The following is a 14,075-nucleotide window of genomic DNA, read 5'->3' on the forward strand; positions in this document are numbered from 1 at the left end:
TTGCACCTCACTCTTTTATAAAACTTTATTGGATTAGATTAGGTATAGTATTTATAATTAAATACCTTTTTTTCAAACGTCATAATAATAATTATTTATAGTTCAAACAGTTATTACTAGTACATGAAAGGTATCCCGTTATCATATGCTTGAGGGCTTACATAAGATAAAAATGCTCCTGATGCAGCAGGGATATTTAGAGTCCAAGAGAAGGATCTTGCAGTTGGCATATAATTAAATGTCGCTGTTCCATCCGAACCCCAAAAAGTACCGAACGGTGTAATGACATTGTTGTCTTCTTCCATTTTCTTTGCTTCATACATTTAAAGTGTTATCAGTATTTTCTGAAATTTTATCTTCCGCTTGAGCATGGCTCATATTAAAAAAGGATTTTCCTATAACAAAAATAACACTTAATGCAAACAAAATTTTAAAATATTTTTTCATTTTAACCACCCTTTAAATTAAATTTTTAATACTAATAAAGAAGATTTAAAGTTTAACTAGGATGTGAAAAGCTAAAAATACTGCCAATGTCCTCCCTTCAACTAAAAATATATTACTCTAATATGTTATATTTTATAAATATAACATATAATTACATAATGCCATTAATTTAATAGAATTATATTTTGTAAATTCACATTCGTCGATTCAATGAAATAGGACTGCCAAAAACAGTAATCAGATAAGGTCTACAATGCACAACCACATCATTGCGCCAGTTGGATATTGCCAACACAAGCACCTATGGCTAAAACGGAGTTTTCTAATGTCTTTACAGCAGAAGGAAATTGCTCCAGAAAAGTCTAGGATTAGATTTATCGGTCGTCCAATATCTAATACAATCCCTAAAAAATATAAGTGCACAGAACTTAGCAACAATAAAATATCACTTTATGTTTCTACGGATTGACTATTTTTAAAATAGAAGTTTTTCATAGGCTTCATTCCTTATTTAGAGTATATATGTTAAATTTGGTATGTGATTCTTATATATTACCTTAGAAAGGAGGCAGCATATGCTGAACAATAAAAAGGCGTTCATAGGGTCAATCGTTATGTTGGGTATTTGTATGTGTCTGTTTTTTCCGTATCCTTACAATGAAGCGATGATGGCACATACTACATTCATGTCAATTCCTATCGAAACACAAGATGGATACGTGTTACTTGGCATCTTTGGCTCGATTTTATTTATAATTGCTATGATTCTACTACTTAGGAGCATCAACAAATATCATTTTCGAACATTTGTTATTGTAGTATTACTTTATTCATTTTTACCTCATTGGCTTATCGTGGCATACCAAGAAACCTTTGCTAGTGGCATTATGGCCATTTCATACAAAGGGGATGGAGAATGTCGTTTTGATATGGTGAGAAAAGACTTCATGAATGGGGAATGTACCTTTGTTTTACATAATCGAAGCAATGAAGCTGTGTCCTTTGATTTACAATTTATCGATACGAATTTTTTTAAAGGCGATAAGCGGATGAACTCACTTATGAATATAGCAGGGCCATATCATGTGACCATCGAGGCTAATCGTGAGAAAGCTATTCATCTAAAGGAATTACTCAATTTAACAAATGTTCCTAATCATATAGAGGGAGGTAGCTCCTCCAAAGTGCATGTTCGATTAATTGACGGTGACAAGGAAAGAACTTTATAAATAGTCGATGCGAGGAAAATATTTTGCGTCTAATACATAGTTTCAACGTTGCATTTGCTTTTATGGTAAATTTGTATTAAATTATAGTAAGCTATCAATTGATCTTGAGAGAGGAGGCAAAAAGTCATGGAAACGATTTTCAGAAGAACGGCGATTGAGGTAAAGACATTTTTACAATTAGATGATTTAGGCTCAAAGGGACCAGTCTGTGGTTTTTTAAGAAAACAGCATAGTGAAGGTAGTAACCGGAAGCTTTTTGCCTTTGTTAGTCATGTGTGAAAAATGACTTTTGAACCATACAAAGTAATTGGTAGACGCCGGTTTCATGGCGTCTTTTTTGTTGTGATAAAACTGAGAGAGGGTGAGCTAATTGCTTAAAAAACTAAGACAATTAAGGAATGTTGCAGTGTTCCAAGCGCTTCTAATTTAGAAAAATAATTAGAAGCGAGGAATTTACTATGAAAAAACAACCAATTTTTACTTCATCATTTCTTTTTCTATTTCTAAGTAATTTTTTCATTTTTATAGGATTTGAAATGCTATTGCCTATTTTACCAGCCTATTTATTAAGCATAAACGCCAATCCGATGCAAGTAGGCTTGGTGACGACGGTATTTACACTAGGTGCCATTACGATAAGACCTTTTGTAGGGTACTATTTAATGGATCATAAGAGGAAAAAACTAGCGATTGTGGCAAGTATAGCCTTACTCATAATTACAATGCTGTATCCATTGCTTCACACGATTTGGATTTTCCTATTACTCCGACTTTTCCATGGAACAGCGTGGGGTGTATCCACGACAGCCAATAGTACAATGGCTGTAGATAGTATCCCTAAAGCTCGATTAGGAGAGGGAATGGGCTATTTCTCGGTATCCACAACCGTGGGAGCGATTGTTGCACCAAGTCTCGGGATCCTTATTTACAGTACCTTTTCTTTTCACACGCTGATTTGGTCGTCAGCCTTCCTCAGCCTATTTGCGATCATAATGCTTTCATTTGTGCATGCAACGGCACCTACTCAAAATGACAAGCAGCCATTTCGGTTTATAGAAGCGTTATTTGAAAAAGAAGTAAGGTTTCAGGCAGTATTGACTGTTGTGACGACGCTTGGTTTTGGCGCCATTATTACATTCTTAGTTCTTTTTGGTGAACAAAAGGGATTAAAGCATATTTTTCTATTCTTTCTTATCAACGCAATTGTCTCCACTTTAATACGCCCATTTACAGGAAAATGGTTTGATAAGCATGGACCATGGTCGATCATTATTGTGTCAGCGATTTTCGGTTTTCTATCATTAATCGTGTTATCCTATACTACAAATAATTTCACATTGATGATCGCCGCGATTTTATTTGGTGCAGGCTATGGCACCGTTATGCCATGCCTACAAACCTGGGCTGTTCAAAAAGTAAGTGAAGCCAAAAATGGTGCAGCCAACGCCACTTTTCTTTCCAGCTTCGATGTTGGGGTAGGTATGAGCGCATTTATCTTAGGAATTTTAGCCGAATGGATAAGTATAGAAATGATTTTCCGTCTTGTTAGCCTTAGCTTCCTTCTTGTCGCTCTGTTAGTCTATCGGGATTACATTCTTAATAAGAAAACAAACCATTAATATAGGAAGAAGGACCAGTCTCAAGTGCTGGTCCATTTTTCTTTGAACTATAAAACGTATTGGATCTTTAGCCCTGATAAACTTGCCAAATTTGATACTCTCTAGAGGTTTTGAGGTTTAAAGATTGTCCCACTCCCATCGTTTAATTCTAGCATCAAGGTTTCGATCTACGGTTATTTTACATAATATAGATTCTTTGTTCGCCAAACTATTCCTCCAAACCTTTATATCATCGTCTTGATCTCCTGTCTGTTAAAATTTTCCTAAATCTTTTCCATTAATAGAGCATGACAAGATGGCCATAAGAAAGAGACCATGCCATTTGGATGGTCTCTACCTATTATTCAGTAATTGTTTCTGCAAATGTTTTACGGCCAGGGCTTACTTTATTAATATGAATATCGATTTTGCTAATGGAATCTTTGCTTAAAGGAATTTTGCCATCCTTCTCTAATCTCTTCCAAGCCTTTACATTACTACGATAGAGATATTCGGATAGGCGAAAGATATCCGCATCCATTTTTAGTCCTTCCTCAAAGGTAGTTAGGATTTCTTCCTTGACTGCTTTTTCTACTTTTTTTCTTACCTGATTGGGTGTCAGCTTCCCTTTAAAACCATTTAAAATCGTATCGAACTTTAAATTTACTTCAAACTTTACATCATTACCTTTCACAATTGGCTTGACTTTAACATCTAGCTTTTTAATATCGACGGTTAAGTAATCACTTTTTTCATTATTTTCTAATTCGACGGTGATTTCTCCTTGCTTTGTTTCATCATTCATCCACTCTATTCCACGTGCAGATTTGCCTTTAATATAGCCTTTAAAACTATCCTTTGAAAGAATACCAACGCCAGCAAAAAAGGTTTCTTTTTTGGGGCCATCCATTGTCTCCCAGTTTTCGTTGACGGTTACATAAGGAATTTTCATTTCGTGGTTGGGCTCATTTAAGCCAATGACGAGCTGTCTTAAAGTAACAGGCTCTACAAATGACTCCTGCTTCGCTGTATTTTTAGGATTACTTAATTTGGCGGCAGTTGGTGATTTCTCTAACAATGGAGAAACTAATAAAACATCCTCAATAGGATCTTGGGTACAGTAAACCCAAATATGATATCTTGTCTCTCGAAAGCGTAGAAAAGTATCAATAACCGCAATCGCATGTTCAGCTTTCATAGCACTCTCTGAGAAGAGAAGAAAGGTCATATGTCCCCAAAATACTTCTTGGTCCATTGAACGATACAATTTGTAAATGGCTTCTTCTATTGTCTTACCCTTGGCTTGACCAATTTCGGTAGGCGCTGCATTAGGGTTAGCTGATTCTGTTTTCGCTACGTTAGCAAAGTTGATAATTTGTAAGTATGCTGTATATTCATTATCCTTATAGTCAACCCCCACACCTTGTACGTAATACATTCGTTGTGGCTCTGTTACATCCCAACAGCCGGATAGCAGTAGTGTAGTCGTCAGCATTAAAATAACAAGTGCAATCTGTTTTTGGCTCATATATCTCCCTACTTTTTGAAGTTCGTGTATATTAGTTTGTACAAGAACGCAAGGTATTATAAGTAGCGACCATTTAGTATGTAGGAAGTGCTGCTCTCGTCAAAATGACGTAAAGACAGCACTAATGATTTTAGTGGAAATATTTTTGGACGCGTTCAACGACCTCGTTTGCCGATAGTCCATCCGCATCTATCACAGGACCTTCCATAACTGGATCACTAATTCCCATGACATCACGATCCTGACCTGTAATGATACAAGCATCACATTTTTTCGCATCCTCTTCATTGCGAAGCTGGATGACTTCATAGCCTTGTGCTTTTAAAGCATCCTCGATATTCGTTAATGATTGTTCCACACCAATAATTCTAGACATTTCTTGTCCACCTCCTACAAGTAATGTGCCATTTCAGGTTGCTCATTATTCATACTATTTTTTAGTGGGGAGAGATAATTGCTAGAGATCCGTGCGTAATAGGGGTTGTGTACTACATTTAAAAGAACCGCCAAAGCTTCGAGAAATCGTAAAATCAACATATTCTACGGTGACACCTCTCTTCGCTAGTTGCTTGCCCATCCATGTAAATTCTTTGTCTGTCATATAGACTTCTTCATTCAATAGGTAAACCGTTAGTAGCAAGTTTTGCGGCATCCTCTAGGGAAACGTGAATTTTATCCCAATCTCTTAGCTGTTCGGGAATACCATCAATGAGTGCTTCCTCGCAGACAATCATTAGACCCTCTCTAACGAGGCTAAGCCATAGTCAAGATGAAGAATGGTTGGATGAAGTGGCACTCCAATCACCGAATAATCAAAGTTACTTGCTAAACTACGCAGCCATTGCACACCATTTTTATTGGAGGCTATTCCTGAATTTTCGATGAAAATCGTATTATCAAATACTAACACATCGCCACCCTCAGCACCCAAACCATCTGCCATATCAGGCTTTGGCATGGAGACATCGCTAAAAGATTGCGTACGGGCAAAATTTCGTTGCGTCTATGTGGGAATCGAAGGGAACCCCTAGTTCTATTTTTCTAATACTTTGTTTAAAATTGCTTGTTCCAATTCCCCTTGCTGCTGTCTTTCTGGAAAGACATCTTTAAAATTTTTACCGAGTGTATCAACGCTTGCATAAAGAGCTAAAGTTTCTTCTGTTAAAAATTCATCATCTGGTGGAGCCTCCTTAGCCGGAAAAGCAAATGCCGATTGCGCCATGACAACTCGTTTTAAAGGGGCAAACTCGCTTTTTACAAAAATATTCGGCATCTTACACATCCTGTTGTATGATTTAAAAAAGGGGAATTTTTCCTGCTATATTCCTTAGCGTAAGGTATATAGTCACTATAAAGTCAAGAATGGGTAGTAAGGTGGTGAAAAGATGGGCATTGCTGAGGTGTTGACCATTGTCTTTATCGTATTAAAGCTAACAGAAGTAATTACATGGTCGTGGTGGTTCGTCTTATTCCCAGCGATTCTTTCGTTTAGTCTGTATGCCATTATTGGGGTGGTGAAGCTTGGGATGGTATTGATTGCTGTGGTAGCAGTGAAGAAGAGGGAAAAGAAGGCGGACTTATGAAATCATAGTAGCCAAATCGCTAGTAATCTGAACGACTAGATCCATCATTTTTTTCGCGTTGTCATGTAGGATAGTAGTGGAGATTAGGTCAATAAAGAGGTGAGGTTCGTCCAATTAGGTCCAACCTCACCACGTTATTATTTGCTTAATTCATAGGTTTTCACAGCTGGAGGAACAAAGCTTTCGCATTTATCTAATAGGGTTGCTGCGTCCTCATCAACAATAAGTGCCTCACGATATTGTGCTTTTAAAAATTGTTCATTTTGCATATGGTCAAAGAATGATATTAATAAATCAAAATAGCGTTCCATATTGAAAATAGCACAAGGTTTTTGAAGCAGACCGATTTGATTCCACGTAAATACTTCAAAAAATTCCTCTAATGTTCCAGGTCCACCAGGAAGGGCAATAAAGCCATCTGCTAATTCCATCATTTTACTTTTGCGTTCATGCATCGTCTTTACAACAATCAGCTCTGTCAGCTGTTGATGCGCAATTTCACGTTCTTCTAATAATGTCGGAATCACCCCAATGACCTTGCCGCCTTCTTCTAGCACTGTATTCGCTACTGTTGCCATGATGCCTACAGAAGCACCACCATAAATAAGCGTAATTTGTCTTTTAGCTAATTCTTTTCCTAGTAAAATCGCTCCTTGACGATAAGCGTCGGAAGCCCCTAGACTGGATCCACAAAATACGGCAATACTTTTCATAGCTGATTTCCTCCATATCTGATCGAATTCTTTTATAGTATAATTTATTTTGAAGAGGAAGGAAATGGAGGAAGTAGAATTGGAACTAAATGACTTTCAACGCTGGGTAAAGGATTACTATGAAGCACGTGGCTGGTCAGAGCTTAATATTTTTACACGTATTGGCTTCTTGGCAGAAGAAACAGGTGAGGTAGCAAGGGCGATTCGAGCAATCGAGATTGGTAGAGATCGACCAGATGAAAAAACACAATCCTTTGAAGAAAATAAACAGGAGCTAATTGAAGAGCTAGGGGATGTCCTAGGAAATCTTATCGTGATTGCTAATCAGTACGATATTCCATTAGAAAAAATATTTGCAGCTCATCAAGACAAGCTGTTAAAGCGTTATCAGGAATAGGAGGAGCGAGATGGAATATCAAGTAGAGGTTTTACGGGAACAGCATGAGGATTTTACGAATTTTTTAAGCGATAAAATTCGTGCCTATAATAATGAGCAATCTCCTCATCATCGTGAAAGTAGAAAGAAGGATGCGGTTCTTCCTTTACAGTTAATCGTCACAGATCAGCAGCAGCAATGGATAGGTGGTATAACAGCTGAAGTCTACTGGGGATGGGTGGAAATACATAAATTTTGGTTTAGTGAAGAATATCGTGGAAAGGGAATTGGCACAAAACTCTTAGCACAGGCAGAGTTAGTAGCCAAGGATATGGGGGCAACAAAAGCCCTACTGACAACCTACGAGTTTCAAGCGCGTACCTTTTATGAAGCACATGGCTATCAAGTAGTGGGGGAAATTAAAGATTATCCACCAGGCAGTAGCTATTATACGATGGTGAAAGTGCTTCTTTAAGAATAGGCTGTCTAAGGAATAGACAGCCTGTTTTAATTGACATCGCCCAAATAGATTGTTGTTTGCTGTCCTCGTATAAACTTCTGTAACGGTTGGATAAGTGCTTTGGGGTAAAGTCTATATGTATGAAGCTTTTCAATCGGTATCCATTGTGTCCCAATTTGAAGACTATCTGGATTGGTTGGTTGACAAGTTTGCGCATTTACCTGACAGAGGAAATAATATTCTACCTGATGTACATCAGCGTCAAAGGCGGCATGCTCATGATTTTGTCCGATGTATTCACGGATAAATAACAACTCTCCAATGTGAACAGAGGAGCCAATTTCCTCCAGGCATTCCCTTTGCAATGTCTTGTGAAAGGTCTCTCCATGCTCCTGTCCACCACCTGGGCAAAGGTAAAAGTAGCCCTCGACATCTTGATTTTTTGTTAGCAATAGTTTCCCATCCATGATGATGATGGCTTTGACAGAATTTCTAATCATCGACTTCTCCTTTTAATTGTTATTTTTCGTGATCATGACTAAAACGCTTCATGAATGTCTACCTTAGTAAAAAGGGGAGATGAAGCGTGTATTCAATGTCTAATTTTAAATTACTTGTCGAAAAACAGACTGAAATAGATACCATTTATCAGAAATGTAATGATTTAATTCAATCCAATGTTACACCAAAGCTAGATGCAGAGGTCGAGCAGTTTTTAAAGCTGGTTGAACAGCATTTGACACAGCAAGGTTTTACAGTTACGAATACATCAACAGGGCTAATCGCCAATTATCAAGAGGCTGTCATTAATGTAGACAAACATTCAAAGCATTTGGAAGAATGCTTTTTTATCAATTTAAATAGTTATGCTGAGGATCAAGTCTCTATTGTACTCGATATCTCACCAACGATGCTACCGAAAATTTCAAACCAGCTCGATGGCTACACAGATATTATTGAGCAAATGACGGATAAGCTAAAGCAAGCAAAAAGTCTAGAGAAAGCCTGTACGAATCCCAAATTTCTTTATAATACGCAAAGCAACAAAGTTTTTCATACCCCTCAGGAAGTGTTGGATTATTATTTTCAAGGATAGGAGAAGCCACCCTAAAATTTTAGGGTGGCTCATCTATTTTATAGGATTGGAAGCCCGCTTTCTTCCATTATCGAATAAACTTTCTCCCGCCAAGCCACATCATCAAGGATAGACCTAAGAAATAAAGTGGCATTGTTAGTAAAGAACCGTTGTGCAGTAAGCTCATGCCAGATGTGATGGCACTGACGAGTAAGTAATAGCCGAGACTAAAAATAGCGCCTGCTGTGCCAATCACATCCTGAAAATCTACTAACGCTAAACTTAAGCAATTAGGAAGTGCAATGCCCGAGCCTAGCAGTGTGATAAAAATAGTAATCAGCATACCGATGGCCATCATGCTCGCGTGTAAAGGTAGCGTACAGACGATGGTCAAAAGCAAAGTGCCACCAAGCATTACCAAACAGCCAACATGGATGATTTTTTGAGGCGGATGGCTGATGACGAGTCGCTTTGAAATCATAGCCCCTATTATGGAAGCAAGGGCAACTATAATGCCAAGAAATCCGTACAGGCCAGGTGACAGTCGGAAATGCTCAATGAATATAAAGGGTGCTTCGGCATAGTAGCTAAATAGAATACCATTGATGCCTCCAATTAGTAGACCATAGACAAGCACGATGGGTGAAGCGAAAATGCGTTTGACGACAGGCAAAATCGCAGTTCTTTGTCTTGTTGCAGGATTGGTTGTTTCTGGAAGTCTGCAATAAGCATAGATAAATAACAAAATACTCATGATGACAAGGACAAAAAACACGGCTCGAAAGCCTAGTGCTTGATCCACCCAACCACCAATCAACGGCCCTACCGCTGGGGTAAAGGCAATGACGGCTGAAATTTGAGCAAACATTGCATGGCGTTGACTTCCCGTCACACTTTCACGCAAAATGGTTTGCGTAATAATGGAGCCAGTGGCAGCGCCGAATGCTTGTAGCAATCGACTTGCTAATAGAAAAGGAATTGTCTCTGCATAAAAGCAGAGTAGGCTACCTATTCCATAAAAAATTAAACCGCCTAGCATGGCAGGTCTACGGCCAATCAAATCAGAAATCCATCCCCAGCAGAAAACGCCGAATGCAAAGCCAATAAAATAGATACTTAATGTTAATTGGACAGAGCTATTGGTTACACCAAGTGCAGAGGCAATGTCCGGAAGTGATGGTGTGTATATCGTTTCACTAATCTGTGGAAAAGCCACAAGAACAATCATTAATAATAAAGATGGTACTGCCTGTTTTTTCAACATATTGCCCTCCTACAAGCAAAATTCTACTTTGTTAGATACAAGTAGATTGCGTAGCTAGGGAAACGGCGGGACCATTATAAGAATACGTTCATAGGATGTCATGTTGAAATCACCTTTATATGCTTGAAGTAGGAGTGCATAGTCTAGCAACTATTATAGGCTATTTTACAATAATTATATAGTAATAATTGCTAAAGCTAAAAGATATTGCTTGTATATGGAAGGGGGATTTTGTAAAATGGAACATATGTTCTTTTGAATTTGGATGACAGAGGGTGTATCTAATTGAATTTTGAGCTAACTTTATTTACTTCTACCGATATTCAGGGATTAATCGAGCTATCAGCTTCCGTTGGATGGGATTACGATGCCTACGAAATTGAAACGATTATGGCAGCAGGTAGAATAGTAGGACATAAAAATAGGGAAGGAAAAATAGTTTCCTGTGCAGCCATTATTCCCTACGATACAAATGTAGCTTCCATTGGCATGGTGATTGTGCATGAGCAATGCAGAGGTTTTGGCTTAGGTAGAATTGTTATACAAGCCTGTATCGATAGTGTTTCAGTGGAAACAGCGATTATGCTCGTAGCTACAAAAGAAGGACAACCTTTATATCAAAAGATGGGCTTCACGACGGTTGAGCATGTACATAAATATTTGGCAGACAAATTTGTTGAGACGACAAGAGAATCCGATTTTTTAGGCACCATCAAAGAATTTCAAGAACAGGATTTTGAACAGCTTGCCAAACTTGATGCAGCAGCATTTGGGGATAGTAGAAGAATCTTTCTGCGTAAAAGAATACAGCAGGCACAGCGCTGTGTTGTTGTGAAAAATCAAGACAATCAAATGATTGGCTATGGCTTAACGATCGCGGGGCCGATTTATCTTCTTTTAGGACCAATCGTCGCGCCAAGTAAAGAAATAGCGCATGATATTATCAATGAATTGGCTAAGGGCTATCAGGGGAAATTACGTATCGACTGTCCATCTGTTCAAATGGAGCTTGGTCCAATTTTACAACAGAGTGGTTTTACGATGGCTGCAACACCACCTGTCATGATCCGTAATGCCAAAAAAATACCTACAAGAAATCAAACATTATTTGCTCTAGCAGCACAAGCCTTTGGTTAATCAAACGTGCAAGCCTACTTTGAGGTTTGCACGTTTATGTTGCTAAAAAAGGATTTTGAAGGAAGAGTAGAGAATGATATGGATGGTAGAGGAGGGGAACAGCATGTTTCCAGAATTAGAGACAGCAAGACTGAGATTAAGAGAACTCACAGAGGAGGATGTTCCAGCAATTTTTCGTTGCTTTTCCAATGAGGCTTTAACACGCTATTATGGGCAGGAGCCTTTTGCCGACTTAAAGCAGGCCGAGCAATTAATCAAGCAATTTGCCAAAACCTTTGAGGAAAAGCGCGGGATTCGTTGGGGAATTGAACGAAAAGACTCGAATGAAGTGATTGGTACAGTTGGCTTCCATTTATGGTCAGCGGCACATCAGCGAGCAGAAATTGGCTATGAAATTCATCCTGATTACTGGCGGCAGGGTTATACAAAAGAAGCTGTGCAGAAAGTAATTGCTTATGCTTTTGGGGATATGAACTTAAACAGGATTGGAGCCGTTGTTTTTTTAGAGAATGAGGCATCTTCCAAGCTTTTAATTCAGCTTGGATTCCAACAGGAAGGTATATTGAGGGACTATATGTTTCAAAAGGGACAAGCACATGATACATTTATCTATTCTTTGTTAAAAAAAGATGATTAACGTAGCTTTAGCGCTTTTATAGAATAATCATTTACTTGGAAATGGATAATAAATAATAATTTAGATCGAGTTTTGAGGCTGCTTTTTTCGGTTATAGTTCTTATATGAACAACAATTCATAAGTTCGTGTAAAAAAGTAACAGATGAGGGGCTGGGTGTTATGGAGCAATATAGCACAGCTTATTTTCAAAAGCTAGATTTACTGTCAAGCTTATACGCAGGACAGGCTGCTTTAAAGGATTCCATTCCAACAGAGAAGGTCAAGCGAATGGAGCGGTATCAACAAATTGAAGCGGCGATTACAAAACTAAATAACGAAATTAGAATAATTGAACGGACCATATTAAAGTCCTCCCATCCTACTAGAAATAGTTAATGGTAGCTCAACCCATGCATAACCTTGCATGGGGTTTTTCATTTGATAAGGTAATCTTATGAATTTTTATAATAATTATAGATTTTTCTTATGGGTGATCTACTAGTACACTAAAATAAAGGGGAGTGTGAAGAGAATGGGGATTGATTTCCACAATCAGCAACATCGTACGTCTTATACAACAAGACAGGCAGATAGCTTATGGAAGGCAGCGTTAGCGAAACATATTCCTTTTCATCGTATGGGAAAGGCCGTAGATATCGGCTGTGGCGGAGGAATTTATGCCAAGGCACTTGTCGACATGGGGGTGGCATCTGTAACAGGTGTAGACTTTTCACTAGCCATGCTAGACGGAGCGAAAGAAAATTGTCGAGCATATCCGCAAATCACATTTGTCCAAGGAAATGCTTTCAATACAGGGCTTGCAGGGGATACTTTTGATATCGTGCTTGAACGAGCCTTAATTCATCATATACAAGATGTCAAAACATGCTTTCAAGAGGCTTTTCGGCTTTTACAGCAAGGCGGTTATTTTATCGTACAGGATCGCACCCCAGAGGATTGCTTACTTCCAGGGGATGCTCATCATATAAGGGGCTATTTCTTTGAAAGTTTTCCTTCGCTTATTCAAAAGGAAGTAGAGCGCAGACACACTAGTCAGTTGGTGACAGAAAGCTTACAAGAAGTAGGCTTTCAAGAAATGAGTGAGTTAAAACTATGGGAGACGAGACAGGTCTATGCCAATAAGGAGCAATTATTGGCTGATTTACAGGGCAGGGTGGGGCGTAGTCTATTACATGAATTGAATGACAACCAATTATCGACCCTTCTTGAGGATATAAGGAATGCGATCACAACAGAAGGTTCCATCATGGAAAAGGATCGATGGACGATTTGGATCGCTAAGAAAAAATAATAACCACCTTCTGGAGAGGATCAACCCTCTCCATTTTTATTCGATTGCAGCATCAAAATCTTCCTCCGCTTTCACAGAGCTATCCGTCACTTTAGGATTGCTATCCACTACTTTACACATTTTATCCGCTTTCCCAGAGCAAACCCTCATTATTTAGCAAGTGCTAGCAAAAATTCATCGCGGTCTGCTTCTTCCTGCATTTTACTATCGACAAGCATTGCACCTGATTGAATACTTGTGATGTCGTTGTCTACAAGAAACTGTACATTGACCTTGGCTACTTCATTGTTAACCGTGCAATCACCCTCAAACTCTACAACATCCTGTCCCTTTTGTGTTTCAAAATAGACCCAATATGGATTTTCACAGGCAGAGGCAAAGGCACTCTCCAAAGTTTTTGTGCTATTTTCATAGGAATAGTTTTTTACGTATGTAATATATTCATTGTCGGTAATATCTTTTTGTGGACCATAGAAGTACCAAAATACCGCTAAGATACCGATTGGCACAATCCACAATATATTTCTTTTACTTAATTTCCCCATATGTTATATCCCCCTCTATGTGAATATTTTAACATCTTCTTTTGCATTTTTGCTAGCTTACGATAATATTTTCTATTGAAGGCTGCGATTCTGTAAAACAGCGTGCGCTTTGAATTCAGTTGACAGTTATGATAACGTTAGTTGATAGATTTGTTTCGATGTCGCCAAATGGCTTGGTGAAGGAGGTTTTA

22 protein-coding genes are annotated in these 14,075 nt (G+C 38.4%); 11 read left to right on the top strand and 11 right to left on the bottom strand.

The annotated features are described in order from the left end of the window. Nucleotides 1–116 precede the first annotated feature (116 nt). Both JIN86_RS10470 and JIN86_RS23785 read right to left on the bottom strand, forming a co-directional pair. The gene (locus tag JIN86_RS10470; RefSeq protein ID WP_202341892.1) at nt 117–305 is read right to left on the bottom strand and encodes a hypothetical protein; all 189 of its coding nucleotides are present in this window, start codon (nt 303–305) and stop codon (nt 117–119) included. A 10-nt stretch (nt 306–315) separates the two neighbouring features. Then, the gene (locus JIN86_RS23785; protein WP_255538265.1) at nt 316–447 is read right to left on the bottom strand and encodes a hypothetical protein; all 132 of its coding nucleotides are present in this window, start codon (nt 445–447) and stop codon (nt 316–318) included. Between the two features lie 575 nt (nt 448–1,022). Here JIN86_RS23785 and JIN86_RS10475 point away from each other — a divergent pair. The 3 genes from JIN86_RS10475 to JIN86_RS10485 all read left to right on the top strand — a co-directional run bounded on the left by JIN86_RS10475 (nt 1,023) and on the right by JIN86_RS10485 (nt 3,295). Beyond that, the gene (locus JIN86_RS10475) at nt 1,023–1,676 is read left to right on the top strand and encodes a hypothetical protein (RefSeq protein ID WP_202341893.1); all 654 of its coding nucleotides are present in this window, start codon (nt 1,023–1,025) and stop codon (nt 1,674–1,676) included. A 126-nt stretch (nt 1,677–1,802) separates the two neighbouring features. Further along, the gene (locus JIN86_RS10480; protein WP_202341894.1) at nt 1,803–1,955 is read left to right on the top strand and encodes a hypothetical protein; all 153 of its coding nucleotides are present in this window, start codon (nt 1,803–1,805) and stop codon (nt 1,953–1,955) included. 179 nt (nt 1,956–2,134) lie between these two features. Then, nucleotides 2,135–3,295 (top strand): MFS transporter, encoded by a 1,161-nt coding sequence (locus JIN86_RS10485; protein WP_202341895.1) that lies wholly within the window; start codon nt 2,135–2,137, stop codon nt 3,293–3,295. 340 nt (nt 3,296–3,635) lie between these two features. On the opposite strand, the gene JIN86_RS10490 is transcribed toward JIN86_RS10485, so the two are convergent. The 5 genes from JIN86_RS10490 to JIN86_RS23530 form a co-directional block, all read right to left on the bottom strand. Then, nucleotides 3,636–4,802: a Ger(x)C family spore germination protein gene (locus JIN86_RS10490; protein ID WP_202341896.1), complete on the bottom strand. Its 1,167-nt coding sequence runs from the start codon at nt 4,800–4,802 to the stop codon at nt 3,636–3,638. A gap of 130 nt (nt 4,803–4,932) precedes the next feature. Continuing rightward, a complete protein-coding gene (locus JIN86_RS10495; RefSeq protein WP_202341897.1) occupies nt 4,933–5,178 on the bottom strand; it encodes a YkuS family protein in 246 nt (81 codons plus the stop codon). Nucleotides 5,179–5,413: 235 nt separating this feature from the next. Continuing rightward, a complete protein-coding gene (locus tag JIN86_RS23790) occupies nt 5,414–5,536 on the bottom strand; it encodes a hypothetical protein (protein WP_255538266.1) in 123 nt (40 codons plus the stop codon). Continuing rightward, a complete protein-coding gene (locus tag JIN86_RS23525) occupies nt 5,536–5,760 on the bottom strand; it encodes a hypothetical protein (RefSeq protein ID WP_237497210.1) in 225 nt (74 codons plus the stop codon). Before JIN86_RS23525 ends, JIN86_RS23790 begins: the two co-directional genes overlap by 1 nt. Before the next feature lie 75 nt (nt 5,761–5,835). Next, on the bottom strand, nt 5,836–6,075 hold the full coding sequence (locus tag JIN86_RS23530; RefSeq protein WP_237497211.1) for a hypothetical protein: 240 nt from the start codon (nt 6,073–6,075) through the stop codon (nt 5,836–5,838). Between the two features lie 112 nt (nt 6,076–6,187). Here JIN86_RS23530 and JIN86_RS10505 point away from each other — a divergent pair, with 112 nt between their 5' ends. Next, nucleotides 6,188–6,385, top strand: coding sequence for a transmembrane Fragile-X-F protein (locus JIN86_RS10505; RefSeq protein ID WP_202341898.1), 198 nt, complete (start codon nt 6,188–6,190; stop codon nt 6,383–6,385). A 137-nt stretch (nt 6,386–6,522) separates the two neighbouring features. Here JIN86_RS10505 and JIN86_RS10510 read toward each other — a convergent pair whose 3' ends face one another. Further along, nucleotides 6,523–7,098 carry an LOG family protein gene (locus JIN86_RS10510; protein ID WP_004228864.1) on the bottom strand — a complete coding sequence of 192 codons (576 nt, stop codon included), beginning with the start codon at nt 7,096–7,098 and terminating at the stop codon, nt 6,523–6,525. A gap of 64 nt (nt 7,099–7,162) precedes the next feature. Between JIN86_RS10510 and JIN86_RS10515 the strand changes: the two genes are divergently transcribed. Beyond that, complete coding sequence (locus tag JIN86_RS10515; RefSeq protein WP_009371002.1) at nt 7,163–7,495, top strand: MazG nucleotide pyrophosphohydrolase domain-containing protein; 333 nt, start codon at nt 7,163–7,165, stop codon at nt 7,493–7,495. A 10-nt stretch (nt 7,496–7,505) separates the two neighbouring features. Beyond that, a complete protein-coding gene (locus JIN86_RS10520; RefSeq protein ID WP_202341899.1) occupies nt 7,506–7,949 on the top strand; it encodes a GNAT family N-acetyltransferase in 444 nt (147 codons plus the stop codon). A gap of 32 nt (nt 7,950–7,981) precedes the next feature. On the opposite strand, the gene JIN86_RS10525 is transcribed toward JIN86_RS10520, so the two are convergent. Continuing rightward, nucleotides 7,982–8,434, bottom strand: coding sequence for an NUDIX domain-containing protein (locus tag JIN86_RS10525; protein ID WP_202341900.1), 453 nt, complete (start codon nt 8,432–8,434; stop codon nt 7,982–7,984). 95 nt (nt 8,435–8,529) lie between these two features. Here JIN86_RS10525 and JIN86_RS10530 point away from each other — a divergent pair, with 95 nt between their 5' ends. Continuing rightward, a complete protein-coding gene (locus tag JIN86_RS10530) occupies nt 8,530–9,030 on the top strand; it encodes a hypothetical protein (RefSeq protein ID WP_225341028.1) in 501 nt (166 codons plus the stop codon). 67 nt (nt 9,031–9,097) lie between these two features. Here the strand turns inward: JIN86_RS10530 and JIN86_RS10535 are convergent, their stop codons facing one another. After that, the gene (locus tag JIN86_RS10535) at nt 9,098–10,270 is read right to left on the bottom strand and encodes a multidrug effflux MFS transporter (RefSeq protein ID WP_202341935.1); all 1,173 of its coding nucleotides are present in this window, start codon (nt 10,268–10,270) and stop codon (nt 9,098–9,100) included. A 288-nt stretch (nt 10,271–10,558) separates the two neighbouring features. On the opposite strand from JIN86_RS10535, the gene JIN86_RS10540 reads away from it, so the two are divergent. From JIN86_RS10540 to JIN86_RS10555, 4 genes are all read left to right on the top strand, one after another. Next, entirely contained in the window at nt 10,559–11,410 is an 852-nt protein-coding gene (locus tag JIN86_RS10540) for a GNAT family N-acetyltransferase (protein WP_004228850.1), read from the top strand. A gap of 103 nt (nt 11,411–11,513) precedes the next feature. Further along, entirely contained in the window at nt 11,514–12,047 is a 534-nt protein-coding gene (locus tag JIN86_RS10545; protein ID WP_004228849.1) for a GNAT family N-acetyltransferase, read from the top strand. Between the two features lie 160 nt (nt 12,048–12,207). Further along, on the top strand, nt 12,208–12,423 hold the full coding sequence (locus tag JIN86_RS10550) for a hypothetical protein (RefSeq protein ID WP_004228847.1): 216 nt from the start codon (nt 12,208–12,210) through the stop codon (nt 12,421–12,423). Between the two features lie 136 nt (nt 12,424–12,559). Next, nucleotides 12,560–13,339 carry a class I SAM-dependent methyltransferase gene (locus JIN86_RS10555; protein WP_202341901.1) on the top strand — a complete coding sequence of 260 codons (780 nt, stop codon included), beginning with the start codon at nt 12,560–12,562 and terminating at the stop codon, nt 13,337–13,339. A gap of 149 nt (nt 13,340–13,488) precedes the next feature. On the opposite strand, the gene JIN86_RS10560 is transcribed toward JIN86_RS10555, so the two are convergent. Further along, complete coding sequence (locus JIN86_RS10560) at nt 13,489–13,884, bottom strand: glucosamine 6-phosphate synthetase (protein ID WP_202341902.1); 396 nt, start codon at nt 13,882–13,884, stop codon at nt 13,489–13,491. Between the last annotated feature and the right edge of the window lie 191 nt (nt 13,885–14,075).

Origin of the sequence: Lysinibacillus sp. HST-98, assembly GCF_016757845.1 — a bacterium.
GTDB classification, from domain to species: domain Bacteria; phylum Bacillota; class Bacilli; order Bacillales_A; family Planococcaceae; genus Lysinibacillus; species Lysinibacillus capsici.

Bases quoted from the DNA above. Each gene is read 5' to 3' on its own strand.
- JIN86_RS23785 (WP_255538265.1), bottom strand. From the start codon at position 447: ATGAAAAAATATTTTAAAATTTTGTTTGCATTAAGTGTTATTTTTGTT.
- JIN86_RS10485 (WP_202341895.1), top strand. From the start codon at position 2,135: ATGAAAAAACAACCAATTTTTACTTCATCATTTCTTTTTCTATTTCTA.
- JIN86_RS10495 (WP_202341897.1), bottom strand. From the start codon at position 5,178: ATGTCTAGAATTATTGGTGTGGAACAATCATTAACGAATATCGAGGAT.
- JIN86_RS10530 (WP_225341028.1), top strand. From the start codon at position 8,530: ATGTCTAATTTTAAATTACTTGTCGAAAAACAGACTGAAATAGATACC.
- JIN86_RS10555 (WP_202341901.1), top strand. From the start codon at position 12,560: ATGGGGATTGATTTCCACAATCAGCAACATCGTACGTCTTATACAACA.
- JIN86_RS10505 (WP_202341898.1), top strand. From the start codon at position 6,188: ATGGGCATTGCTGAGGTGTTGACCATTGTCTTTATCGTATTAAAGCTA.
- JIN86_RS10520 (WP_202341899.1), top strand. From the start codon at position 7,506: ATGGAATATCAAGTAGAGGTTTTACGGGAACAGCATGAGGATTTTACG.
- JIN86_RS10510 (WP_004228864.1), bottom strand. From the start codon at position 7,098: ATGAAAAGTATTGCCGTATTTTGTGGATCCAGTCTAGGGGCTTCCGAC.
- JIN86_RS10560 (WP_202341902.1), bottom strand. From the start codon at position 13,884: ATGGGGAAATTAAGTAAAAGAAATATATTGTGGATTGTGCCAATCGGT.
- JIN86_RS10515 (WP_009371002.1), top strand. From the start codon at position 7,163: ATGGAGGAAGTAGAATTGGAACTAAATGACTTTCAACGCTGGGTAAAG.
- JIN86_RS10550 (WP_004228847.1), top strand. From the start codon at position 12,208: ATGGAGCAATATAGCACAGCTTATTTTCAAAAGCTAGATTTACTGTCA.
- JIN86_RS10525 (WP_202341900.1), bottom strand. From the start codon at position 8,434: ATGATTAGAAATTCTGTCAAAGCCATCATCATCATGGATGGGAAACTA.
- JIN86_RS10470 (WP_202341892.1), bottom strand. From the start codon at position 305: ATGGAAGAAGACAACAATGTCATTACACCGTTCGGTACTTTTTGGGGT.
- JIN86_RS23790 (WP_255538266.1), bottom strand. From the start codon at position 5,536: ATGATTGTCTGCGAGGAAGCACTCATTGATGGTATTCCCGAACAGCTA.
- JIN86_RS10480 (WP_202341894.1), top strand. From the start codon at position 1,803: ATGGAAACGATTTTCAGAAGAACGGCGATTGAGGTAAAGACATTTTTA.
- JIN86_RS10545 (WP_004228849.1), top strand. From the start codon at position 11,514: ATGTTTCCAGAATTAGAGACAGCAAGACTGAGATTAAGAGAACTCACA.
- JIN86_RS10475 (WP_202341893.1), top strand. From the start codon at position 1,023: ATGCTGAACAATAAAAAGGCGTTCATAGGGTCAATCGTTATGTTGGGT.
- JIN86_RS23530 (WP_237497211.1), bottom strand. From the start codon at position 6,075: ATGCCGAATATTTTTGTAAAAAGCGAGTTTGCCCCTTTAAAACGAGTT.
- JIN86_RS10490 (WP_202341896.1), bottom strand. From the start codon at position 4,802: ATGAGCCAAAAACAGATTGCACTTGTTATTTTAATGCTGACGACTACA.
- JIN86_RS23525 (WP_237497210.1), bottom strand. From the start codon at position 5,760: ATGCCAAAGCCTGATATGGCAGATGGTTTGGGTGCTGAGGGTGGCGAT.